Here is a 22,528-nt window from a genome sequence, read left to right as displayed (position 1 = left end):
AATCTTGCAGACAGTCTAAAACGGATGCAAATTAACGTTTCGCGACAGACAGTTGCGACAGTATGCAGCGTCTTATCGCGCGGCAACAACTGCGACGCCGACACCGACCATGACCCCTCCGGCCGTTCGGTTGACCCGGCGTACAATAGCAGATGTTCGCAGCAGGTTGCGCGCACGGCCGGCGAGCATGACATGCCCGCCAATCACGATGACTTCGATGCTCAGGATCACGGCCGCCGGTGCTGCGACATGGCCTGGCGTGAGCGATGCCCCGACCACGTTCGGCAGCAGCGCCACATAGAACAGCGGCATCTTGGGATTACCGAGGTTGAGCGCAATTCCCGTTACGAAGACCGGCAGCAGGCCGCGCGGTTCGGACGTGGGTTGCAGTTCGGGCACGACGGGCTCGGCGGTCCAGAGCTTGACACCCATCCAGATCAGGTAGGCCGCGCCAGCAAAGCGCAGGATCGTCATGACAATTGCCATTTTGGCGGCGATGACCGACAAGCCAAAAGCGGCCAATGTCAAAAAGATCAGGATACCGGCCACCGTTCCGGCCCCATAGGCGATGCCAGCGGCGGCGCCATGCGAGATCGTGCGGGCAACGATGGTCATGTTGTCCGGACCTGGGCTGGCGGCGAACACGAAGAAGGCCGCGGCGAAGGCAATTACGGTCGAAAAATCCATGGAATCCCCGAAAGTCACGATTGCTTACGGACCTTCAGGATACGCGCTTTTCCTCCTTGCGAAAGAGGTGCCGGGAAAAATCAGGATTTCCCGGCAACATCGAGACTGCTCGCCCAGCAATGATCAGCCGAAGCCGCCGGCGCGGTCGATATAGGGGCCGAGAAGGCTGAGGTCGGCCGCACTCAGGCGGTCGCGGGCGGTGTTGAGCTGGTGCCAGTAGGGATAGAGCACCGGCAGTTCGCTGACGCGATCCAGCCGGCCGCGCTCTTCGTCCGTCAACTTCAACTCGGCGGCGGCGAGATTGTCGCGGAACTGCGCCTCGGTGCGGCCGCCGATGATCACCGAGGTGATGCCGGGCCTGCCGATCGTCCAGGCCAGCGCCACCTGTGCGGCCGAGACGCCGCGGCTGTCGCCGATCTCGACCAGCGTGTCGACGATATTCCACAGCCGGTCCTCGTCGCGGATCGGCGGCTCGGTCCAGCCGGCGAACTGGCGGGTGCCTTCCGGCGTCGCCTTGTTGCGGCGATGCTTGCCCGAGAGCAGGCCACCTGAAATCGGGCTCCAGACGAGCACGCCGAGGCCCTGGTCGATGGTGATCGGGATCAGCTCATATTCGGCTTCGCGGGCTTCGAGCGTATAGTGGATCTGCTGGCTGACGAAACGGGCGCGGTGGTCGCGCTCGCTCACGCCGAGCGCCTTCATGATGTGCCAGCCGGAATAGTTGGAGCAGCCGATATAGCGCACCTTGCCCTGGCGCACGAGTTGGTCGAGCGCTTCCATCGTCTCTTCGAGCGGCGTCTGCCCGTCCCATTCATGGATCTGGTAGAGGTCGATGACATCGGTCTTCAGCCGCTTCAGGCTGGCTTCGCAGGCATTGACGATGTGGTAGCGCGACGAGCCGCGATCATTGGGGCCGTCGCCCATCGGGAAACGCGCCTTGGTGGCGACAAGCACGCCGTTCTTGCGCGTGCCGCCGAGGATTTCACCGACGATTTCCTCCGAAACGCCGGCGGAATAGACATCCGCCGTGTCGATCAGGTTGACGCCTGCGTCGAGGCAGATGTCGACCAGGCGGCGGGCGCCGGCAGTGTCGAGATCGCCGACCGTCTTGGCGAAACCGACGCCGCCAAAGGTCATCGTGCCCATGGTGATGGTTGAGATTTTCAGGCCGGAGCGGCCGAGCAGACGATATTCCATCCTATCCTCCTGACAAATTCGGAGGCATTGGTATGACAATTACCGTCCGCTGCCAAGCCAAGCGAGGCCGGTCCGGCAAATAAAAAGCCCCTGCCGAAGGTGTCGGCAGGGGCCTTGAGCGCGGTGAAACGCAAGTGGATTAGTGCACGTTATCCGTGCACTTGGTAAACTCGATCTTGCAGCCGCTCGACACGTTGTTGCACTGAGCGATGGCCTTGTTTTCAGCCTGGGTGCTGTTCTCGCCCCAGTTCATGCCCCAGCCGCCGTCGCTGCCGATGGCCAGCGCGCCGCAGGCATTGCTGAACCAGATGTCCTTGCAATCGCTACCATAATTGTAGCACTGGTTCATGGCAGCGGTTTCTGCCTCGTTCTGCGAATTCATGTTGACGGACCAGCCGTAGTGTTGCGACTGCTGCGAATAGGCGATCGCACCAAACTGGTCTGCGGCCGACGCGGCGAGCGGTGCGGCGAACGGAACGAAAGCGACAGTGGCTGCGATAAGATACTTAGTCAAGGTCTTCATGATAGTCCCCCTCATCAAAGTGGTTGGCAGTTCCACAGGTATAACGAACTATGTTTCGTGAATATTCTGAAGTCCAGCATTTTTTGCCAAATTGTATGTCAAGCGTATGAAATTGATGGGGTTTCCTTAATGGAACATGCTGCAGTGCAGTGAATTTCGCTGCCTGTGATGGATGTGTGTTGGTCATGTGCGCGTCTTGGTTGCGTGTGCGCCCGGGGATCAATTCCCGACCCGCCCGATCTTCCCAGCGCTTCGTTTGATGCTATAAGCGCTTTCGCAGGCTGGAGGCGGACATGGCGGTCAGGATAGGCACATTCAACATCGAGAACCTGCTGACCCGCTTCGATTTCACCGGATTTCGCAACCAGTTGCGGCAGGATCGCGTGCTGCGCCTCTATGCGATCGGCAATGAGGCCGAATATCAGCGGCTCGAAGAGGCGCGGATGATCGCTTCGACCGACGACACGCGGCAGCTGACTGCGCTGGCGATCGCCGATACCGATGCCGATATCCTCTGCCTGCAGGAGGTCGAGAGCCTGGAGGCGCTGCACGCCTTCGAATATGGCTATCTCTACCGCATGGTCAACGCCGGCTATCGCCAGAAATACCTCATCCAGGGCAATGACTCTCGCGGTATCGATGTCGCCATCATGATGCGGGAGACAACCCGCGATGGTGAGCCGATCGAATTCGTCGATTTGCGCAGCCATGCCGCAATGACCTTCCGCCAGCTCGGCCTGTTCAACGAAGCGCTCGCCGAAACCGAGAAGCAGGACGACCGGATCTTTCGCCGCGATTGCCTGGAGGTCGATGTGCGCATCGGCGGACGGCCGCTGACGATCTATGTCGTGCATTTCAAATCCATGACCGCGCCGCCGCGCAACGGCATGGATGGGCGAACGGCGACCATGCCGTTGCGCCGCGCCGAGGCAACCGCCGTGCGCCGCATCATCGAGGAGCGTTTCGGCTCGGACGCGACCCAGCACAAGAATTTCGTCATCTGCGGCGACATGAATGATTACCAGGAGCGGCTGCTGATCGCCGGCAGCAAGCGGACTGGCTTCACCTTCACGCCGGCGCGCGAGACAGAAAGCGCGCTCGACACGTTTTCGCATGACGGTTTTGCCGAAAACGCCATGCTCCGGCGCCCGGTCGAGGACCGCTGGACGCTCTACCACAGCCGCGGGCTTGCCGAGCAGCATCTCTGCCAGCTCGACTATATCTGGCTGTCGCAAGCGCTTGCCGCCGCCAACCCGAAGGCGTTGCCGGAAATCGTCCGCAACGGCCAGCCGTTCCGCACCGTCTTTCCCAAGGGCCAGGAGACCGAGCGCTATCCGCGCACCGGCTGGGACCGTCCCAAGGCCTCCGATCATTGTCCGGTCGTCATGGAACTCGATCTCGCATGAGCCAGGTGTCAACGCTCGAAATCCAAGGCTTTCCCCGGGAGGGTACGATCTTTCCGGTGACATCGCTCGACCTGCATGTGCTGGAGGACAACCATCCCTGGGTGGCAGAGAACCGGGCGGAGATTGCCGTCAACTGGGAGGACGAGGTCACCCGCAACCCGGCGCTCTATGACGGGCGGATGGTGTTCCAGCGCGAGCTCCGCTTTGCCGAGGGACATATCGAGGGCAGGGCGCATATGGCACCGTTTTCAGCCTTCATGTATTGGCGCAAGCTGGCGCGGCGCGTGGGAGGCTTTCATCTTTTCGCCCTGCCGCTGGTCATCTCCTCCGATGATGCGCTGATCGCTATCCGCATGGCCGAGACGACGGCCAATCCGGGCCGGGTCTATTGTGCCGCGGGCTCGATGGACGCCCACGATGTGGTCGACGGACGCTGCGACCTCGATCTCAACATGCGCCGCGAAGTGCTCGAAGAGACGGCGCTCGATCTCCAGGACGCCGTGCGCGACGCAAACGCTTTCGCCATCCATGCGATGAACACGGTCATCGTGTTCCGCATCTTCCGTTTTGCGATGACGGCGGATGCAATCGTCGATAGGATCGCCCAACATATTGCCACGGAAACCGAGCCCGAGATCACCAATGCCGTGGCGATCCGCAATGCCGACCCCTCGGCGCATGATTATGCCTTCTTCATGCCGTCGATCCTCACATGGCTGTTCGAAGGCGGGGAGTGAAATATGGCGCGCGCTTACGCGATCTATGACGTGTTTACCGCCGAGGCGCTGTCCGGCAATGCGCTGGCGGTCGTCTTCGATGCCGAGGGGCTTTCGGGGGAACGCATGCAGGCCATTGCCCGCGAGTTCAATCTCTCCGAAACCGTCTTCGTCCTGCCGCCGGAAAACCCGGCGCATTCGGCGCGGCTGCGTATCTTCACGCCGGGCCGCGAACTGCCCTTTGCCGGCCATCCGACGGTCGGCACGGCAATCGCGCTGGCCGAGCGCGATGGCGCGCATAGCGAGCTCGATACGGTGAGCGTGCTCGAGGAGAATGTCGGCCCCGTGCGCTGCGTCGTGCGGTTGCCCGCAGGAAAGGCTGCCTTTGCCGAATTCGACCTGCCGCGCCTGTCGCAGCGGCTGACGGCGACGTTCGACACGCAGAAAATCGCCGATGCGCTCTGCATCAGCGCCGCCGATATCGGCTTCGAAAACCATCGCGTATCGCTCTGGAGCGCCGGCGTGCCCTTCACCATGGTGCCGGTGCGCAATCCCAAGGTCGCCGGCCAGATCGCCTTCGATGCGCAGCTCTGGCAGAAGGCCATGGCCTCGGCCGGCGACAAGACGCTTGCAGCCTTCGTCTATAGCCGCGGCGGCGAGGACCACAATGCGCATTTCCACGCGCGCATGTTCGCGCCGGATATGGGCATTGCCGAGGACCCGGCGACAGGTGCGGCGGTGGCGGCGATGAGTGCCGTAATCCATCATTTCGACGCGCTCGGCGACGGCCGGCATGCGCTGATGATCGAGCAGGGCGTGGAGATGGGCAGGCCCTCCCACATCCACCTGCATATCGAGGCGGAGAACGGCAGGATTGCCCGCGCACGCATCGGCGGACAGGCGGCGAAGATCGCGTCCGGCCAGCTTTTTCTTTGATTTTGCTGGATAATCCGGTCATCGGAGAAAAAGTCCAAGTTTTTTGCAACAATATGACGACAGGGGCTTGCCAAGGGAAATGATCCTCTTTATATGCCCCGTCAGACGCCGACGACAACGGCTTCTCCGGGTGATTAGCTCAGTTGGTAGAGCAGCTGACTCTTAATCAGCGGGTCCACGGTTCGAGCCCGTGATCACCCACCACTCTCTTCTTATTGCCGAAATTGGCATTTCGATCTGCCGCGATTTTCATCGCGCGGCAGGGGCTGTTGGTAGCGTTGAAAAATCTCGCATCAACACGGTTACGGGAAGTATCCTGCCTCGAAGAGGTCGCTCAAGTCATTTTCGTGCCTGACGGGCGGCAGCGCTTTCAGCCCGAAAATTCGCTTTACACTCAATAGCATCGAGCCGTTATGCAACCAGTTGCTGTGTGTGGAGCAGGCTCCACTGAGTGAAGGATATGATGCATGCCCTGCCGTGACGACGGGTTGCCGAACAACCGCGTCGACAGCGATTTGCGCAAAGCGTCAAGGGTGCTGCGGGCGCGGCGGCCGCTGTGGAGCAGGCCGCTCAGTATCGGTTCTACCTCGCCGAAGGCGTTTGATGTTACGGCGTCGGCCTCTGGCAGCGATTGGGAAGAGTTCCGCTGGGCCAGGATCGGCAGAAAGCGCGTCGCATATTTTGGCTGCTGCCGACGCGTTTTTTCTCTTTGCGCCCCGGCAAGTCGGGGGGCTGGTCACGCAACGAAGCGATCGTTCGTATGTCCGCCTCACGTCACGTCGACATGATGTAATAAAACACCCCGCCATGCACAGCGACGATCACCGCATAAAACAACGCCATCGCCAATGCCTGCCGGCCCGACATTGCCGGCAGATAGGAGTGCGAGGGCAGGTTCCTCAAGCTCATCAGGCAGAAGATGCCGACGTATGTCGCCATTTCGTAGTAGCCGTAACCCAGGAGCACAATGAGGCCGGCGACTGAGAGGCCGGACAGGTGCACCAGAAGCGAGGACGGCAGGAAGGAGCGCAGGAAGCTTTCGGCCGTCTGGCCACCATCGAGCGGATAGATCGGCAAGAGGTTCAGCAGGTTCAGGATCGAGCTGAAAAGCAAGATGTGCCAGAACCACTGATCATAGTCTGGCGCCACGTCATAATACCAGAGCGCGAAACTGCCGAGGCTCAGCGGCGCGCAAAGGCCCGGACCCATGAGGGAGCAGAAGGCTTTCTCGAACTCGCTTTTGTGTGGTGCTCCCGCCACGGCAACGCCGCCGAAGAACGGCACCAGCATCAGCCGGTTGCCGGTCTTGCCCGTCAGCCTGTAGGCGACGAGATGACCAAACTCGTGCCAGAGGATGACGCCTGCCAGCACGATGGCGGACTGCCATTTGTATTGCGTCAACAGGTAGGCAAAGGCGAGCAGCGACATCGCCGCTTCCCGGCCGTAGTGGGAGGGCAGGCGGGCGGGCGTGATCCTGCGCGGCGCTTTCGCCGCAGCATTGCCGTTCGGACCGTTTTCGGCGGCAGGGGTCGGTCGCGCATCGATATCGGCTATGCGCTGGCCGGCTTCCGGCGAGGCTACGATGCCGGCCTGTTTCCAGAGTGCCCGGAGGTTCTTGATCGTGCCGGCGAGGTTTGCGCGAAAACGCGTCTCAAGGATGACACGTGAACCTGCGCCATCGGGTTCGACCCGCCAATGCTCGAAATGCTGGATATCCTTGGCCATCGGCAGGCCATAGGTGCTCTCGACCGCAAAGACGATGGAATGCTGCCCGGGCGCGGGCAGCGGCCGCATGATAATCGCGTCAATTTCGGGGGAGTGGCGCGACCTGATCGTGCATGTGCCATCCTCGGCGACAAGAACATCGCTTGGCGCGAAAGTCAGGCCGGTCTTTTCCCAGGCGTGCTGGAGATTAGCCCAGGTCGTCGCGACATCTGCAGGGGAACGGCGGCTGATCGTGACGATCGCGCGGCCGCTGCCGGCCCGGAGCAGCAGTTGCAGGCAGAGCAGGAGGAGGATGAAGAGGGCGGTGTGCAGGAGAAACGGGAGAGAAATCATCAATTGTGCAAATGGTAAGAGAGCCTCAGTCAGTAAAGTACGCATAGATTGAAATGGATATCGTGTGCAAGGGGCATCCAGGGCAATCGTGTGAGCGAGCGATGCCCCCGACGCAAGTGGGGCCATCCGAAGTTCAGCCGCGTTGGTTCTGCAAAGGCTTCGATATGCTTACTGCACGAAGTCCGAGGCATCGAACTGGTCGAGCGTGACATCGTCGCGCGTGAGCGTGTCCGTGCCGGACGAAATCACGACATCCGTTCCCGATCGAACGGCGTGATGCTTGATGAGTTCGGCAAAGCTCGCCACAAAGTCGAAGGCGGTGAGGCCGATCTTGTCGTGCCGTTTTCTAGGTCGCTCCTATCGACCCATGCGTTGCCATTCGCTTTGCAGCCAATGTGGCTCAGGTGAATCGTGATTTGCCGCGCTTCCAGTTGTGGCATTCTGCACAAGCAGCGGCAGCGACTTTGGATTTCCTGAACTCATGACAAGGGAAATAGTATTTCGCCGGACGCGGCAGGCTCGGCCTCGGCGAAGGTGGGTGAAAGAAACCGAGTGCACCGGTTTGTCCATGCTTCAAATTGCCGAATATCTTTTGCCGCAGGCGCGTTGATTAGCCTCAGCCTAAGCCGAGATGAGAAAACTGCGACTTTACCCTTCGCCGCTGCCATGGATAACGTCGGCAGATATTCGCGCCAGCGCGTGCGGCACGAGGGGAGGTTGCACATGTCAGGCTGAACGGCGCTTCTCTTCGGCTTCGGCAAGGGGAGCGAAAATAATTGTCTCCGACATCAATCAACGCCACGATCCCGCAGGCAGGGACGTTTTCCGCCGATCGTGAAATGGAAGGGCAACATGCAGCACCACAGGCATCGCACATTCAACACCAAGGACACCTATCCGGAACAGAAGCTCGACAATGACCTTTGCCAGGCTGTCGTCGCGCGCGGCACGATGATTTTCCTGAGAGGACAGTGCCCTCAGGATCTGGACACGGCCAAGAATATCGACAGCCATGACCCCGTCGAGCAGACGCACAAGGTCATGCAGAATATCAAGCAGCTGATCGAGGAGTGTGGCGGCACCATGGAGCACCTGGTCAAGGTCGTCGTCTACATCACCGACATCAGGCACCGGGAGGCTGTGTATCGCACCATGGGTGAGTATATCAAGGGTGTGTATCCCGTCTCGACGGGCCTCGTCGTCCAGGCGCTCGCCCGGCCGGAATGGCTTGTCGAGATCGACGGCACAGCGGTAATTCCGGATTAGGATGCTTCCATGACCTTCTCGATCGTCGCTCGATGCGCGGATACGGGTATGTTCGGCGTGGCGGTTTCGTCGTCATCGCCGGCAGTGGCGGCACGGTGTGCCTATGCCCAGGCCCATGTCGGCGCCGTCGCCAGCCAGAACGTTACCAATCCCATGTTGGGACCGCAGGCACTGGACCTGCTGGCGCGAGGCGCATCGGCGTCCGAGACCGTGGAGATCCTGCGGCGCGCGGAGCCCTACAGAGACTATCGGCAGCTTCTTGTCGTCGATGCGCAGGGCGCGACGGCGATCCATTCCGGTTCCAAGGCGCTGGGCATCTGGGCAGGGGCACAGGCCGGGGGCGTCGCCTGTGGCGGCAACCTTCTGGCCAATCCGTCCGTGCCGCAGGCCATGGTCGATGCCTTTCTTTCGAGCTCCGGCCATCTCGGGGATCGGCTCATATCCACCATGCGCGCCGCATTGAAAGCGGGTGGCGAGGCAGGTCCCGTCCGCTCCGCCGGGATGCGGCTGGTGCGGGACGTGCAATGGCCGGTCGCCGACCTTCGTTGCGACTGGAGCGAAAACTGCCCGATCGAGGAACTGGCGAAACTCTGGGACATCTACAAGCCGCAGCTCGACGCCTATGTCACGCGGGCGCTCAACCCTTTGGAGGCGCCGAGCTACGGCGTTGCCGGCGACGAATAGTATTGGGAGAGGACGAGGGCATGGCAGAGCTTAGCCATCGGGATTGGACTGAGAAGGCGGCGGCAATCCGCTTCCGCGACAAAGCCTTCATCGACGGCAAATTCGTCGCCGCCCGTTCGGGGCGCACATTTGCCAGCGTAAACCCGGCAACCGGTGCGACATTGGCGGAGATCGCCTCGTGCGGCGAAGACGACGTTGATCTTGCCGTCGCTGCCGCGCGGCGCAGCTTCGAAAGCGGTGCCTGGTCGAGAGCCGCGCCATTGCATCGCAAGGAGGTCCTTCTGCGCCTGGCGAACCTGTTGCGCGAAAACCTGGTCGAGCTTGCGCTGCTTGAATCTCTCGGCATGGGCAAGCTGGTGCAGGATGCCGCCACCGTCGACGTGCCGGGATCCGCCGCGATATTTCAATGGTATGCGGAAGCCATAGACAAGCTTTACGGTGAAATCGCCCCCACCGGCGAAGGCGATCTGGTTCTGATCAGCCGAGAGCCGCTCGGGGTCGTGGGCGCGGTCGTGCCGTGGAATTTTCCCCTGGATATGGCGACCTGGAAATGTGCTCCGGCGCTCGCGGCAGGGAATTCCGTCGTGCTGAAACCGGCCGAGCAGTCGCCGCTTTCGGCGCTCAGGCTGGCGGAACTGGCTTTGGAGGCCGGCCTGCCGCCGGGCGTGCTGAACGTGGTGCCGGGCTATGGTGAAACCGCCGGCCAGGCACTCGGGCGGCATATGGATGTCGATTGCCTGGCATTCACAGGCTCGACAGCCGTCGGTAAGCTGTTTCTCACCTATTCCGGCCAGTCCAATATGAAGCAGGTCTGGCTTGAGACAGGTGGTAAAAGCCCCAATCTCGTCTTTGCCGATTGCAGCGATCTGGATGCCGCCGCGGATATGGCCGCCTTCGGCATATTCTTCAATCAAGGTGAGGTGTGTTCGGCCAATTCGCGTCTTCTTGTCGAGAGAAGCATCAAGGATGTGCTGGTCGACAAGCTGGTGGAGCGCGCATCTGCGATGCAGCCGGGCGATCCGCTCGACCCTGCCTCCAGGATGGGCGCCATGGTCGATGCGGGCCACGCGGCCAATGTCATGCGCTTCATCGAGGCCGGCAAGCAAACCGCCCGTCTGGTCACCGGCGGGCAGCAGGTGACGGTAAATGGCCTCGGCAGCTTCGTCGTGCCGACAATCTTCGACGAGGTCTCGCCCGACAATCAGCTCGCACGCGATGAGATTTTTGGTCCGGTGCTGGCGATCGTTGCCTTCGACGGCGAGGAAGGGGCGATCCGAATGGCCAATGACTCGGCTTACGGCCTGGCGGCGTCGGTGTGGACCAGCAATCTGTCGAGAGCCCACCGCGTCTCCAGCCGCCTGCGCGCCGGCACGGTGTCGGTCAACACCGTGGATGCGCTCAGTCCGATGACGCCGTTCGGCGGCATCAAGCAATCGGGCTTCGGCAGGGACTTATCGCTGCATTCGCTGGACAAATACACGGCACTGAAGACGACCTGGATCAAATACCAAGCGACGTTGCCTTGATGGGACCGGAGGGAGCAGCGTACGACAACGCCCTTGCGGTTCCGGCAAGTGTTAAGTCCCGTTGAGGAGAGGCGCATGCGCGATCCGCGCTACGATATCTTGTTCGAGCCGATGAAGATTGGGCCGGTCACGGCAAAGAACCGGTTCTACCAGGTTCCACACTGCAATGGCGGCGGCTATCGCGACCCGTCGGCGGCAGCGGAAATGCGCCGGATGAAATCCGAGGGCGGCTGGGGGGTGATCTTCACCGAGCAGACCGAGATGCACCATACGTCCGAGATCACGCCGTTCATCGAGCTACGGCTCTGGGACGATGCCGACATTCCGATGCTGGCGAAGATGGCGAAGGCCATGCATGAATATGGCGCCCTGGCCGGAATCCAGCTTGCCTATTCGGGCATCAACGGCCCCAATCTCTACACGAAGGAGGTTCCGCGCGGCCCCTCTGCACTGCCCATCCGGACATTCACCAATGATCCGGTACAGGCGAGGGCGATGGACAAGCAGGATATCCGCGACCTCCGTCGCTGGCACAGAAACGCCTATAAGCGGGCAAAACAGGCCGGTTTCGATCTTGTCTGTCTCTATGGTGCCCATGGCTTCGGCATCATCCAGCATTTCCTCTCGGCAGCGACAAACCAGCGAACAGATGAATATGGCGGCTCCCTCGAAAACCGCACCCGTCTGATGCGGGAGCTGATCGAGGAGGGGCGCGACGCGATCGGCGATACCTGCGGCTTGACGCTCAGGATTTCTCTCGACGAAATCATCGGCGAACTCGGCTTTTCCAACGCGGAAGTCCGCGACATGGTGGAAATGCATGCCGATCTGCCCGACCTCTGGGATCTTGCGCATGGCGCCTGGGAAGACTGTTCCGGTCCCTCGCGTTTCAAGGAGGAGGCGGCGCAAGAGGCTCTGGTGAAGGGCATCCGGGAGCTGACGACCAAGCCTGTGGTCGGCGTCGGCCGGTTCACGTCGCCGGATGTCATGGTTCGGATGATCAAGTCGGGAATACTTGATTTCATCGGCTGCGCCAGGCCTTCGATCGCGGACCCGTTCCTGCCCAGGAAGATCGAGGAGGGGCGGATTGAAGACATAAGGGAATGCATCGGCTGCAATATCTGCATTACCGGCGACATGACCATGTCGATCTCGCGCTGCACGCAAAACCCGACATTCATGGAAGAATGGCGCAAGGGCTGGCACCCGGAGCGCATGCAGGCGAAAGGGGCGAGCGAGAGCGTGCTGATTGTCGGCGCCGGTCCTGCCGGATTGGAGGCGGCTCGCGCTTTGGGCCTGAGGGGGTATCGGGTGGCGCTGGCCGAGGCCGGTACGGAACTTGGCGGCCGCGTCGCACGCGAATGTCGGCTGCCCGGTTTGTCGGCATGGGGACGCGTGCGCGACTATCGGCAATATCAATTGAGCCAGATGCCGAATGTCGACGTCTATTTCGAGAGCCGGCTGTCGGCGGAAGATATCCTGGCCTTCGGCTTTGACAATGTCGCGATCGCGACGGGTTCGAGCTGGCGGCGGGATGGCGTTGCGCGGGCGCATGTCGTGCCTATGCCGATGGATCCCGCCATGAAGGTCTATACGCCAGATGATCTCATGAATGGAGATATCCCGGCCGGCAAGGTGGTGCTGTTCGATGACGACCATTATTACATGGGTGGTGTGCTGGCCGAACTGATGGCGCGCAACGGCGCCAGCGTGACTTTGATCACACCTGCTGCCTATGTGTCGGACTGGACGCGCAATACGCTGGAGCAAGGCGCCATCCATCGCCGCCTTGCCGAACTCGGCGTCGAGATCGTGCTCAACCAGTCCGTTGCGCGGGTCACGGCGGGAGGCGTCGTCTCTTCTTGCGTCTACACCGGCAGAGCGAGGGAGATTGCGGCCGATGCGGTCGTCCTGGTGACATCGCGCCAGGAGAATGACGGCGTCTGGCGCGATCTTCAGCGGCGTCGAGGCGAGTGGGAGCAGAACGGCATCCGCTCCATCAAGGTCATTGGAGATGCGGAAGCGCCGGGTCCCATCGCCTGGGCGACATATGCCGGCCATCGGTTTGCGCGTGAACTGGATGAACCGGACATCGGTGATGCGCTGCCATTCCGGCGGGAAGTCGCGGCGCTGGCAGCGGAATAGGATGGTGCCGGCGCACGGTCGCGGCAATTGGCGATCCAGTGACCGCTCGCCGCCAGGGCATCGCCAATCGAGCACCCGACGTCCTCGGCCTGCTCCGCGTGATCAAATTTGCCAGGTGGAAAAGATCAAAAAGTGATCTATTTCTGCCTGGCAGCGGCGACGTGTTGCGGTCCAAAGCCATGCGGCGCGCTTATGATCGTCTGGCGCTTTCCCCCATGCGCCAATCCGATTGCAAGGTCGGTGGCTTTGCCAATTCCGGATGCGTGGGTCAGCAACAGGTTCTGCGCTGCCGCGGCGTCTTCGTCGGTGAGCATGCTCTCCAGCTTTTTCAATTGCCGGCCGCGCCGGTACTCGGCGGGGCTGCAGCCGAACCTGGAACGAAATTTATTATAGAAAACGGCTGGGTTGCCGAAGCTCTGTTGCTCCATGATGGTACTGATCGTCCGTTCGGTCGTGCGCAATTCCTCTGCAGCCCGGTCGAGCCTGATATTTTGGGAATAGTCTCTGTAGCCGATGCCGAGATGGCGTTTAAACAGCCGTGAGAGATGACTGAGCGTCAGTCCCTCGGCCTCGGCGATGGCGCCGAGCAGCCGGTTGTCGTCTCTCCCATCGAGCTTGTCCATGATCTTCAGGATCCGCCCGCGGCTGTCCGATCGAAGCTGCGCGTTCGAATGATCGGCATTCTCGTAGGCAATGTGTCGATAGACATAGCAGGCCAGGAGATTGGCAGACGTCAGTCGGACCATGGCCTCTTCCRGATGGTTGGTCTGGTCAAGGATCATTCTGGCCATGAAGGCCTTGATCGGCGCCACGCGGCTCATGAACGAGCGGCTGTGCAGAAAGGTGCGGCAGAGGTAGTGGCGCGTCGCAAAGCCGGGCAGCCCCATGCGCTCGAAATGGCCGACATCGAGGTGAACGCCGCAGATCAGTGCATCACGCGAAATCGATGCCGAATTGTGCGGCACGTCGGCGTTGATGATGATCAAATCCTCCTCGTTCATCTCGCATGTCTGACCATCGACGACCAATCGGAAGCTTCCCCTGAGGACGAAGAGGATCTCCATCTCCCGATGCCAATGATATGGCACATCCGCATATCCGTGGACGAAGGGACGGCAATGGACATCCGCAGACGGTTCATGCGCCTCGAAACCGCAGCTCCGTCCGTCCTGCCAGGGTTCGACCTTCAGAAAAGCGGTGTTCATTGTCGTGCTCCTCACTCAAAATCGATTAAATATCAAAAACTGTCGTAACTCCAGAGCAATTTTCGCGGCTAGATGAGGTGTGTTTCCTATGTCATCAATCCATTCATCATTGAGGCGGCTGGCAATGCCGCACCGGGAACCGGCCGGCAAAGGCCGCCACAATAGCCAAGCATTGGAATGGAATGGCAATGACGTGGGATCTCACCGATAAAGATCTAAGCCAGTTGGTCGATCAGATGACGCTGGAGGAAAAGGTGGCGATGGTCAGCGGCAGTGGCCTCTGGCGCACCGCCGCCAACTATCGCCTGAATATCCCCGAAGTGCTGATGACCGACGGAACATATGGGGTTCGCTATTCGGTCGAACAGATCGACGGCCCGCAGGATCACGACAGCCAGCTCGCATCGTTCCTGAGCGTCGTCAACGCGGATGCGGCCGAAGGGGTCGAGACTGCCTTCGGAACGACGCGTCCGGCGACGTGCTTTCCGAACGGCTCGTCATTTGCCTGTTCCTGGGATGTCGATCTGGCGCATGAACTGGGCGTGGCGCTCGCCCTCGAATGCCAGGCCTTCGGCGTAAACATATTGCTTGGACCCGGCATCAACATCCGCCGCACACCGCTTGCCGGACGGAGCTACGAATATTATTCGGAAGATCCGGTTCTGACGGGCGAGATCGCCGCCGCAGTGATCAATGGCTTGCAGAAGAACGGTGTCGGTGCGGCGCTCAAGCATTTCGCCTGCAACAATTCCGAAGTCCAGCGCACGACGATGAGCTCGGTGGTCGAGGAACGGGCGCTGCGCGAAATCTATCTCGCCGGCTTCGAGCGGGCCATCCGCAAAAGCAATCCGTGGACCGTCATGAGCTCCTACAACAGGCTGAACGACGTGCAGGCGGCGGAGAACCACTGGCTGCTTACGGACGTCCTGCGCGACGAATGGGGCTATGATGGTGTGGTCGTCTCCGACTGGCATGGCATCAAGGACAGGCCGGCGTCGCTGAATGCCGGCAATGATCTCGATATGCCGGAGAGCGGCGCCCGCAAGCAGGAGCTGCTGGAAGCAGTCGAGGCTGGACGCGTGCCGGTCGAGGTCCTCGATCGCTCCTGCCTGCGCCTGCTCAAACTGGTTCGCACGGCCCGCAACAGCATCCAGCCGAATGCCGCGGCAGATTTAAAAGCGCATCACGCGCTTTCACGGCGCATGGCGGCTGAATCGATCGTTCTCCTGAAGAACGAGGGCAACCTGCTGCCGCTCGATGGTAACAAGCTCCGCAAGATTGCCATCGTCGGTGCAGCCGCCAGCGAGCCGGTCATCCAGGGCTCGGGTTGCGCGACGACGCGCCCCACCGAGGTCGATATTCCGCTCAATGAAATCCTCCTTATGGCGCCGGGCGCCGCTGTGAGCTTCCATGCAATTGCCGATTTCGAAGCCGGCAGCGCCATGGAGCGGGCCGCCCTTGCCGATATCGATGCCGCTGACATTGTCCTCTTCTTCGGCAATACCGAAGTCGGTTACGACGGTGAGGGCTCCGACCGCACGCATCTCAATCTGCACGACGGCCAGGATGCGCTCATCGAGCGCTTGTCACGCCGCAACGGCAAGTTCGCAGTGATCCTGGCGACGCCGGATGCGGTCGTCATGCCCTGGATCGACCAGACAGCGGCGGTGCTTGCCGCCTTCTTCGGCGGACAGGGGGCGGGGCATGCCGTTGCCGAAGTGCTGTTCGGCAAGCAGAATCCCTGCGGCAAGCTGACCGTCACTTTCCCGATGCAGCTCGAAGATACGCCCGGCTTCCTCACCTATCCGGGCGAGAACAACCGGCACATCTATAGCGAAGGTATCCATGTCGGCTACCGCTCCTATGACAAGCGCCGGCTCGCGCCGCTCTTTCCTTTCGGTTTCGGCATGAGCTACACGTCGTTCGACTATGCGAACGTCACGGTCGACACCGACAGGATCGGCGCCTCAAGCACGTTCACGGTCTCCTTTGACGTGACGAATACCGGCGGCGTTTCCGGCAAGGAAATTGCCCAGCTCTATGCACGGCCCCATAATCCGCGCCTGATCCGTCCGATCCGCGAGCTCAAGGGCTTCGCCAAGGTGTCGCTGCAGCCGGGTGAAACCAAAAGGGTGGAGATCCAGATCGCGGCGCGCGACCTGCGCTATTACGATCCGGCTTATCGCCAATGGTTGTTGGACGCAGGCAAGCTGGCGATCGAAGTCGGTGCCTCCTCACGCGACATACGCCTCGAAACGGTGCTCGAGGTCCAGGCCGCTGCCTTGCCGTCGAGCCTCCTCGATGTCGAGAGCCAGCCCTTCCTGCTGCTCGAGCAGGAATTTGCCCGCAACCGCTTCGGCGCGTTTCTGCAGGAGCAGCTCGACCTCGACGATGAGGAAAGCGAGAAGATGCTGGACTATTGCGGCGGCTCGTTCCTCGGCATTTACAACACGGTCGCCTGGGTTGCCGGCGACAAGATCTCCAAATCCGACATGGCGGCATTTCTCGACAGCCTTAACAAGGAAATGGGGGGAGCCGTCGGCAGGGCGGCGTGACATCGAGGCGCTCCGGTTAAACCGTCGCGCCCATTCAAATCAAAATGGGAACTCCAAAGGAGGAAATTGACATGAAATTCAAGCGAGTCTCTTCAACTGTCGCGTTTCTGGGGCTGCTCACAGCCTCGACCTCGGCCTTTGCCCAAACCGTCGACGTGTTGCAATACTGGACCAGCGCCAGCGAATCCAAGGCGATGAATGCCATTGCCGATGCCTACAAGGCGCGTGGCGGCAAATGGATCGACAGTCCGGCTGCCGATTTCGATGCGGCGATTGCCGCGGCGACCAGCCGCATTGCCGGCGGGGAGCCGCCCTCCGCTCTGTTGATGACGCCGAACGCCGCGATGAAAGACCTCGCCACGGCGGGCCAGCTTCGCAATTTCGACGATATTGCCTCCACTGGCGCCTGGCAGAAGGTCATGCCGCCGCTCATCTGGGACAAGCTGGTCGTCAACGGCCATCTCGTCGGCCTGCCGGTGGGCATTCATGCCTCGAACTGGGTCTGGTATTCCAAGTCGGCGTTCGACAAGCTGAAGATTGAGGAACCAAAGACCCTCGACGAGATGTTCGCCGCCGCCGACAAGCTCAAGGCGGCTGGATATACCGCCTTTGCCGTGGGCGGAGAGTCTTGGCAGGAAATGTCGGTCTTCACCAACATGGTCATCGCCCTCGGTGGTCCCGACTATTGGAACCAGCTGTTCGTCAAGCGTGACCCCGAGGCCATGAAGTCGCCCATCCTCCCCAAGGCCTTCGACCTGTTCCGCAAGGTTTCGACCTATGCCGACCCTGCCAGCCCGGGCCGCTCGTGGAACGACACGACCAATATGGTGATCACCGGCAAGGCCGGAATGCAGTTCATGGGTGACTGGGCACGCGGCGAGTTTCTCGCGGCGGGCCAGGTCGCAGGCAAGGATTTCGGCTGCTTCCTCGCGCCAAGCGAAAAGCCCGCCTATGCCGTGCTGGTCGATATCTTCGCCTTCCCGGTGAACAAGGATGAGGATCGCATCAAGGGGCAGACTCTGCTGGCGCAAACCATCATGGACCCGGCAGTGGAAGCCAAGATCGCCGCGGTCAAGGGCTCGATTCCGTCGCGGTCCGATGTCGATACCAGTATGCTCGACATCTGCGCGACGAAGGGGGTAAAACTGCTTGCCCAGCCGGGCGCCGTCGTTCCGGCTTCCTATGACGCACTCGCGGGGGATCTGAACGGCCAAGTGACCGATCTTGCGACGCAGTTCTGGACCGATCCGTCGATGACATCGGCAGCCGCCGTCGAAAGCCTGAGCAAAATCCTCCGGAGCGAATGACGAGGGGATGTCGGGGCGGACGGTCTTCTGTCCCGGCGCTCACCTTCCGTGGACCAGGAGGAGGATGGTAAAATGACGACGTGGCTCAATCGTCAGGCCTTCAGACCAGACATGACAGTCGCGGTGTTCTTTGCGATCATTGCGCTGTTCTTCTACGGATCGATCGCCTGGACGTTCTACATGTCGCTGACGCGTTCGACATTGATGCCGACCTATCAGATCGTCGGTTTCGATCAGTACCTGAAGCTGTTCGCAAACCATCGCTGGCTCGTTTCCTGCCTCAACATGGCAATCTTCGGCGTGCTCTACATCCTCGGCACCCTTGCCTTCGGCATGTTGCTCGCGGTGTTCGCCGATCGGCAGATCAAGGCGGAGTCGCTGTTCCGCACTATTTTCCTCTATCCGCTTGCCGTGTCGCTGATCGTCACCGGTCTTTCCTGGCGCTGGCTCCTCGATCCCGTCAACGGATTGCAGGCCTTGGTGCGCGCAAGCGGCTGGGACAGCTTCACCTTCGACTGGCTGATGCGGCCCGACCGCGCCATCTATACGCTGGTCATCGCCGGCATCTGGCATTCGGCAGGTCTGATCATGGTCATCATACTTGCAGGCCTGCGCGGCATCGACAACGATCTCTGGAAGGCGATCCGCATGGAGGGCATTCCGATCTGGCGCGCCTATCTCCAGGTGATCTTTCCCGGCATGCGGCCGGTGATCGCCTCATGCGTCGTGCTGCTGATGTCGGACGTCATTCGCGGTTATGACCTGATCATCTCCATGACAAAGGGCGGTCCTGGCATTTCGACCGAAATGCCAGCCAAGTTCGCAGTCGATTTCTATTTCGCGCGCATCAATCTCGGCCTTGCCTCGGCGGCGTCGATCATGATGCTGGTGCTATCGCTGCTGATGCTGACGCCGTATTTTCTCAGCGAATTCCGGAAGCGGACCTGATGACTGTTGCTCAGAAATCCATATTCGGTCCGCACGTGGCGCGTCTCGGTCTCTACGCCTTCCTCACCGTGTCGGCGATCTTTTTCCTGCTGCCGCTGCTGCTCGTGATCATCAACTCGCTGAAGCCGATGGAGGAAATCAGGCAGGGCAACCTGCTCGCTCTGCCGATCCATCCGAATTTCGATTCCTGGATAGCGGCGTGGAAAACGGCATGTACCGGTCTTGAATGCGAAGGGGTTCGTCCAGGCTTGTGGAACTCGATCAAGATCACCGTTCCGGCTGTGGCGATATCGACTTTGGCCGGGGCGCTCAACGGCTATGCGCTGGCGCAGTGGAGGTCGCGCCATGCCAATGCCATAATGTTCCTGGTCACTGTCGGCCTCTTCATTCCCTACCAGGCCATGCTCTATCCGACGGTCAAGATTCTCAGTAATGTCGGGCTGTTCCGCACCTATGCCGGCATCGTCTCGATACACGTCATCTATGGTCTTCCTTACACGACGCTGCTGTTCCGAAATTTCTATGTCGGCGTGCCTGAAGAAATAAGCCGCGCGGCGCGGATGGAAGGAGCGAGCTTCCTGCGCACCTTCTGGTCGATCATCCTGCCGATCTCGATCAACATCCTGGTCGTCGTGGCGATCCTGCAGTTCACCGGTATCTGGAATGATTACCTCCTGGGTTTCATCTTCGCCGGCAACGACAATCTGCCGATGACGGTGCAGTTGACCAACATCGTCAACAATACGAGAGGTGCGGCCAATCCGAACATCAACATGGCCGCGGCCCTGATCACCGCCATTCCCACGCTTATCGTCTATTTCCTCTCCGGCCGCTATTTCGTCCGCGGCATCGCCGCCGGCGCCGTCAAAGGTTGACCATGTCCAGTATTTCTCTCCGCCAGATCAAGAAATCCTTCGCTGAATCGGTCATTCTGCAGTCGGTCGACATGGAAATCGAAAAGGGTGAGTTCATCGTCATCCTGGGGCCGTCAGGATGCGGCAAGTCGACCTTGCTCAATGTCATCGCCGGGTTGGACGACTGCGATGCCGGCCAGATCATCATCGACGGCCGCGACGTGAGCGGCCTCGAGCCGAGCCAGCGCGGCCTGGCCATGGTGTTCCAGTCCTATGCGCTTTTTCCGGCCATGACGGTGCGCCGCAATCTCTCCTTTGGGATGGAAATTGCCGGAACGCCGAAGCAGACCATCGCCGACAAGGTCGCCTGGGTGGCGAAACTGTTGCAGATCGGGCCTCTGCTCGAACGCAAGCCGGGCCAGCTTTCGGGCGGCCAGCGCCAGCGCGTTGCCATCGGCCGCGCACTCGTGCGTTCATCGAGCATCTGCCTGTTCGACGAACCGCTCTCCAATCTCGACGCCAAGCTGCGCGCGGAAACCCGCGTCGAGTTGAAGCAACTGCACGAGACGCTGAAATCGACGATGATCTATGTGACGCACGATCAGATCGAGGCGATGACCATGGCGGACCGAGTTGCGGTGATGCACAAGGGCAGGGTCGAGCAGTTCGCCCATCCGCAGTCGATCTATGAGAAGCCGGCCAGCCTCTTCGTCGCGGGTTTCGTCGGCTCTCCCACGATGAATTTCCTTGACGGCAAACTTGACGGGGCAGGCCAATTCGTGACGGGTGATGTGTCGATCGACGTCTCGGCCTACGCATTCGAAAAGCAACGAGCACCCGGAGAGGCGGTGCTGGGTGTCCGATGTGAAGATGTTTCCGTCGTCGAGCCTGGGTCAGCCGACAGCATCGCCGCCACATTTGCCCTTTCAGAGCTTCTCGGCGCCGATGCCTTGGGCTGGTTCGACTGCCTCGGCAAACGTTTCAGCGTGCGATTGAGCGTGGACGAGGCGCGGTCGATGCGAAAGGACGTGGGCTTGCGCTTCAACATGGCCAAGGCATCGATTTTCTCTCGGGAAACCGAGCATCGTCTTTGATGCGCTGCCATGACTGCCGCCTTACCCGCCCATGCCAGAGGGGCAAACCCATCGAGATCTGGTCCCAGGAGTGAGGCGGACGAACAAACGATCCCGAAAATCCGTTGCCCGCCAAACGCGGCGCAAAAGATGCGCCCTCCGCTTGCGCTCGAACGCTGTTCTTCCAACGCGGTTATGGAAAGTATCCGGCCTCGAAAAGGTCGCTCAAGTCATTTTTGTGCGCGACGGTCGGCAGCGCTTTCAACCCGAAAATTCGCTCTATACTCAATAGCATCGAGCCGTGGTCATAACGCACCGCGCCGGCATAGTGCGGCTTGACATGCTCGCCGATGGCCAGGAACGGCAGCTTGCCGGTTGCCGAGCCTTCGTCCCATGTAATGAAAATCACCCCTTTATTGGCCTTGGCCCAGGCGATGAGACGCGGCATTTCTGCCTTCAGCCACAGGTTCCCCCCAGTGTTTCGGCCAACATTGTTACAGGTGTTGTGCATGTCGTGACAGAGGTCGGGCGTGATGAACACATAATCCGGCATGTCGTTCCTGGCGAGATCAGCCGCGAATGCGAAATAGGGCCTTATGTGCTGCTCGCAAATGCGGGTGGACTTCTGTGGCGGGGTGCCGGAGACATCCTGGAAAAAAATGAAAGGGTTGTGTTTGGGTGCGTAATCTCCAAGCGAGCGGATCAGGCATGATCCTGCTTGCCTGGTCATCTGCACCTCCTGGTATGTGCGCCAGGAGAGACCGTTCCTGGTCATCTGGGTGACGAGATGGTCCGTGCTTTTGGTGCTGTTGGTCGCCGAAGGCGAACTGTCGCTGGTGAAGGTGTGATCGGCGAAAACATTGGTCCCCGCCTCCATGTAAATGTAATGCGGCTCGCTGGGTACATCGAGGCCATGCACCTTGTCTTCCAATTCGTCGACGAAATTGTCCGCATGGGCGTAGGTGGCGATGAGATCGGCCAGATAGTCCTTGCCTGGGGCACTCTTGTAAACGACGTGAGCGTCGGTGTTTTCCATGGCAATGACGAAGACATGCTTGATTTTTGCAGCCGAGGCGGCCGTTGCCTGAACACACAAAGCCGCCAAACCGATTGTTATGAAGAGAGAAAAACGCATCATCTCTGGTCCTCTTGGGGAATGTGGGATGGCGGTGAGATGAGCCTCGGGCACCGAAACGTTCGCCTCATCCGGATACGTGAGATGCAAACTCGCGTGGTGGACGGCTATTCTGCCGGGATGAAGTTTTCAAAGAATTCCACGTCGGTGGAGGTTTGTGCCCACGGCAGGACTTCGTCTTCCAAGCCTGATCGAACAATGCACAGAAATCTAGAATATGCAACCAGTTGCTGTGTGTAGAGCAGTTTCCACTGAGTGGGGGATAGGATGCACTCCGTGGCCCGGGCGATCTTCGCGGCGATCCACA

The 22,528-nt window shown here is 60.5% G+C and carries 19 protein-coding genes and 1 tRNA gene; 13 read left to right on the top strand and 7 right to left on the bottom strand.

Going from position 1 to position 22,528, the window contains the following annotated elements:
• Nucleotides 1–72: 72 nt before the first annotated feature.
• From AC1DYF_RS28130 to AC1DYF_RS28120, 3 genes are all read right to left on the bottom strand, one after another.
• Nucleotides 73–687: a LysE family translocator gene (locus AC1DYF_RS28130; protein WP_477880587.1), complete on the bottom strand. Its 615-nt coding sequence runs from the start codon at nucleotides 685–687 to the stop codon at nucleotides 73–75.
• A 123-nt stretch (nucleotides 688–810) separates the two neighbouring features.
• The gene (locus AC1DYF_RS28125) at nucleotides 811–1,884 is read right to left on the bottom strand and encodes an aldo/keto reductase (RefSeq protein WP_477880585.1); all 1,074 of its coding nucleotides are present in this window, start codon (nucleotides 1,882–1,884) and stop codon (nucleotides 811–813) included.
• Nucleotides 1,885–2,023: 139 nt separating this feature from the next.
• Complete coding sequence (locus tag AC1DYF_RS28120; RefSeq protein WP_477880584.1) at nucleotides 2,024–2,407, bottom strand: DUF4189 domain-containing protein; 384 nt, start codon at nucleotides 2,405–2,407, stop codon at nucleotides 2,024–2,026.
• 293 nt (nucleotides 2,408–2,700) lie between these two features.
• Here AC1DYF_RS28120 and AC1DYF_RS28115 point away from each other — a divergent pair, with 293 nt between their 5' ends.
• The 4 genes from AC1DYF_RS28115 (at nucleotide 2,701) to AC1DYF_RS28100 (ending at nucleotide 5,669) form a co-directional block, all read left to right on the top strand.
• Nucleotides 2,701–3,813, top strand: coding sequence for an endonuclease/exonuclease/phosphatase family protein (locus AC1DYF_RS28115; protein WP_477880582.1), 1,113 nt, complete (start codon nucleotides 2,701–2,703; stop codon nucleotides 3,811–3,813).
• Nucleotides 3,810–4,550: an NUDIX hydrolase gene (locus AC1DYF_RS28110; RefSeq protein ID WP_477880580.1), complete on the top strand. Its 741-nt coding sequence runs from the start codon at nucleotides 3,810–3,812 to the stop codon at nucleotides 4,548–4,550. The genes AC1DYF_RS28115 and AC1DYF_RS28110 overlap by 4 nt, the downstream gene beginning before the upstream one ends.
• Before the next feature lie 3 nt (nucleotides 4,551–4,553).
• Nucleotides 4,554–5,465 carry a PhzF family phenazine biosynthesis protein gene (locus AC1DYF_RS28105; RefSeq protein WP_477880579.1) on the top strand — a complete coding sequence of 304 codons (912 nt, stop codon included), beginning with the start codon at nucleotides 4,554–4,556 and terminating at the stop codon, nucleotides 5,463–5,465.
• A gap of 128 nt (nucleotides 5,466–5,593) precedes the next feature.
• Nucleotides 5,594–5,669, top strand: a tRNA-Lys gene (locus AC1DYF_RS28100).
• Nucleotides 5,670–6,239: 570 nt separating this feature from the next.
• Here the strand turns inward: AC1DYF_RS28100 and AC1DYF_RS28095 are convergent.
• Both AC1DYF_RS28095 and AC1DYF_RS28090 read right to left on the bottom strand, forming a co-directional pair.
• Nucleotides 6,240–7,523 carry a hypothetical protein gene (locus tag AC1DYF_RS28095; RefSeq protein WP_477880577.1) on the bottom strand — a complete coding sequence of 428 codons (1,284 nt, stop codon included), beginning with the start codon at nucleotides 7,521–7,523 and terminating at the stop codon, nucleotides 6,240–6,242.
• 168 nt (nucleotides 7,524–7,691) lie between these two features.
• A complete protein-coding gene (locus tag AC1DYF_RS28090; protein ID WP_477880575.1) occupies nucleotides 7,692–7,829 on the bottom strand; it encodes a hypothetical protein in 138 nt (45 codons plus the stop codon).
• A gap of 546 nt (nucleotides 7,830–8,375) precedes the next feature.
• Here AC1DYF_RS28090 and AC1DYF_RS28085 point away from each other — a divergent pair.
• From AC1DYF_RS28085 to AC1DYF_RS28070, 4 genes are all read left to right on the top strand, one after another.
• A complete protein-coding gene (locus AC1DYF_RS28085) occupies nucleotides 8,376–8,789 on the top strand; it encodes a RidA family protein (protein WP_477880573.1) in 414 nt (137 codons plus the stop codon).
• Nucleotides 8,790–8,798: 9 nt separating this feature from the next.
• Complete coding sequence (locus tag AC1DYF_RS28080) at nucleotides 8,799–9,473, top strand: DUF1028 domain-containing protein (protein WP_477880571.1); 675 nt, start codon at nucleotides 8,799–8,801, stop codon at nucleotides 9,471–9,473.
• A gap of 20 nt (nucleotides 9,474–9,493) precedes the next feature.
• Complete coding sequence (locus AC1DYF_RS28075) at nucleotides 9,494–10,999, top strand: aldehyde dehydrogenase (RefSeq protein ID WP_477880569.1); 1,506 nt, start codon at nucleotides 9,494–9,496, stop codon at nucleotides 10,997–10,999.
• Between the two features lie 75 nt (nucleotides 11,000–11,074).
• Nucleotides 11,075–13,144, top strand: coding sequence for an oxidoreductase (locus AC1DYF_RS28070; protein ID WP_477880567.1), 2,070 nt, complete (start codon nucleotides 11,075–11,077; stop codon nucleotides 13,142–13,144).
• A gap of 137 nt (nucleotides 13,145–13,281) precedes the next feature.
• Here the strand turns inward: AC1DYF_RS28070 and AC1DYF_RS28065 are convergent, their stop codons facing one another.
• Nucleotides 13,282–14,349, bottom strand: a complete 1,068-nt coding sequence (locus AC1DYF_RS28065) for an AraC family transcriptional regulator (RefSeq protein ID WP_477880565.1) — start codon at nucleotides 14,347–14,349, stop codon at nucleotides 13,282–13,284.
• A 188-nt stretch (nucleotides 14,350–14,537) separates the two neighbouring features.
• Between AC1DYF_RS28065 and AC1DYF_RS28060 the strand changes: the two genes are divergently transcribed.
• The 5 genes from AC1DYF_RS28060 (at nucleotide 14,538) to AC1DYF_RS28040 (ending at nucleotide 21,107) form a co-directional block, all read left to right on the top strand.
• Nucleotides 14,538–16,904 carry a beta-glucosidase gene (locus AC1DYF_RS28060; protein WP_477880563.1) on the top strand — a complete coding sequence of 789 codons (2,367 nt, stop codon included), beginning with the start codon at nucleotides 14,538–14,540 and terminating at the stop codon, nucleotides 16,902–16,904.
• Nucleotides 16,905–16,975: 71 nt separating this feature from the next.
• Nucleotides 16,976–18,211 carry an ABC transporter substrate-binding protein gene (locus tag AC1DYF_RS28055; RefSeq protein WP_477880561.1) on the top strand — a complete coding sequence of 412 codons (1,236 nt, stop codon included), beginning with the start codon at nucleotides 16,976–16,978 and terminating at the stop codon, nucleotides 18,209–18,211.
• A 72-nt stretch (nucleotides 18,212–18,283) separates the two neighbouring features.
• Entirely contained in the window at nucleotides 18,284–19,159 is an 876-nt protein-coding gene (locus tag AC1DYF_RS28050; RefSeq protein ID WP_477880559.1) for a carbohydrate ABC transporter permease, read from the top strand.
• Nucleotides 19,159–20,034: a carbohydrate ABC transporter permease gene (locus AC1DYF_RS28045; RefSeq protein WP_477880558.1), complete on the top strand. Its 876-nt coding sequence runs from the start codon at nucleotides 19,159–19,161 to the stop codon at nucleotides 20,032–20,034. Before AC1DYF_RS28050 ends, AC1DYF_RS28045 begins: the two co-directional genes overlap by 1 nt.
• Before the next feature lie 2 nt (nucleotides 20,035–20,036).
• A complete protein-coding gene (locus AC1DYF_RS28040; protein WP_477880556.1) occupies nucleotides 20,037–21,107 on the top strand; it encodes an ABC transporter ATP-binding protein in 1,071 nt (356 codons plus the stop codon).
• A gap of 172 nt (nucleotides 21,108–21,279) precedes the next feature.
• Here the strand turns inward: AC1DYF_RS28040 and AC1DYF_RS28035 are convergent, their stop codons facing one another.
• A complete protein-coding gene (locus tag AC1DYF_RS28035; protein WP_477880554.1) occupies nucleotides 21,280–22,275 on the bottom strand; it encodes an alkaline phosphatase family protein in 996 nt (331 codons plus the stop codon).
• Nucleotides 22,276–22,528 lie beyond the last annotated feature (253 nt).

The organism is Rhizobium sp. P2_G9 (genome assembly GCF_056403475.1).
This window is presented reverse-complemented; position numbering and strand designations above follow the sequence as displayed.

Coding starts and splice junctions, on each gene's coding strand:
- AC1DYF_RS28130 (WP_477880587.1), bottom strand. CDS start 687: ATGGATTTTTCGACCGTAATTGCCTTCGCCGCGGCCTTCTTCGTGTTC.
- AC1DYF_RS28125 (WP_477880585.1), bottom strand. CDS start 1,884: ATGGAATATCGTCTGCTCGGCCGCTCCGGCCTGAAAATCTCAACCATC.
- AC1DYF_RS28120 (WP_477880584.1), bottom strand. CDS start 2,407: ATGAAGACCTTGACTAAGTATCTTATCGCAGCCACTGTCGCTTTCGTT.
- AC1DYF_RS28115 (WP_477880582.1), top strand. CDS start 2,701: ATGGCGGTCAGGATAGGCACATTCAACATCGAGAACCTGCTGACCCGC.
- AC1DYF_RS28110 (WP_477880580.1), top strand. CDS start 3,810: ATGAGCCAGGTGTCAACGCTCGAAATCCAAGGCTTTCCCCGGGAGGGT.
- AC1DYF_RS28105 (WP_477880579.1), top strand. CDS start 4,554: ATGGCGCGCGCTTACGCGATCTATGACGTGTTTACCGCCGAGGCGCTG.
- AC1DYF_RS28095 (WP_477880577.1), bottom strand. CDS start 7,523: ATGATTTCTCTCCCGTTTCTCCTGCACACCGCCCTCTTCATCCTCCTC.
- AC1DYF_RS28085 (WP_477880573.1), top strand. CDS start 8,376: ATGCAGCACCACAGGCATCGCACATTCAACACCAAGGACACCTATCCG.
- AC1DYF_RS28080 (WP_477880571.1), top strand. CDS start 8,799: ATGACCTTCTCGATCGTCGCTCGATGCGCGGATACGGGTATGTTCGGC.
- AC1DYF_RS28075 (WP_477880569.1), top strand. CDS start 9,494: ATGGCAGAGCTTAGCCATCGGGATTGGACTGAGAAGGCGGCGGCAATC.
- AC1DYF_RS28070 (WP_477880567.1), top strand. CDS start 11,075: ATGCGCGATCCGCGCTACGATATCTTGTTCGAGCCGATGAAGATTGGG.
- AC1DYF_RS28060 (WP_477880563.1), top strand. CDS start 14,538: ATGACGTGGGATCTCACCGATAAAGATCTAAGCCAGTTGGTCGATCAG.
- AC1DYF_RS28055 (WP_477880561.1), top strand. CDS start 16,976: ATGAAATTCAAGCGAGTCTCTTCAACTGTCGCGTTTCTGGGGCTGCTC.
- AC1DYF_RS28050 (WP_477880559.1), top strand. CDS start 18,284: ATGACGACGTGGCTCAATCGTCAGGCCTTCAGACCAGACATGACAGTC.
- AC1DYF_RS28045 (WP_477880558.1), top strand. CDS start 19,159: ATGACTGTTGCTCAGAAATCCATATTCGGTCCGCACGTGGCGCGTCTC.
- AC1DYF_RS28040 (WP_477880556.1), top strand. CDS start 20,037: ATGTCCAGTATTTCTCTCCGCCAGATCAAGAAATCCTTCGCTGAATCG.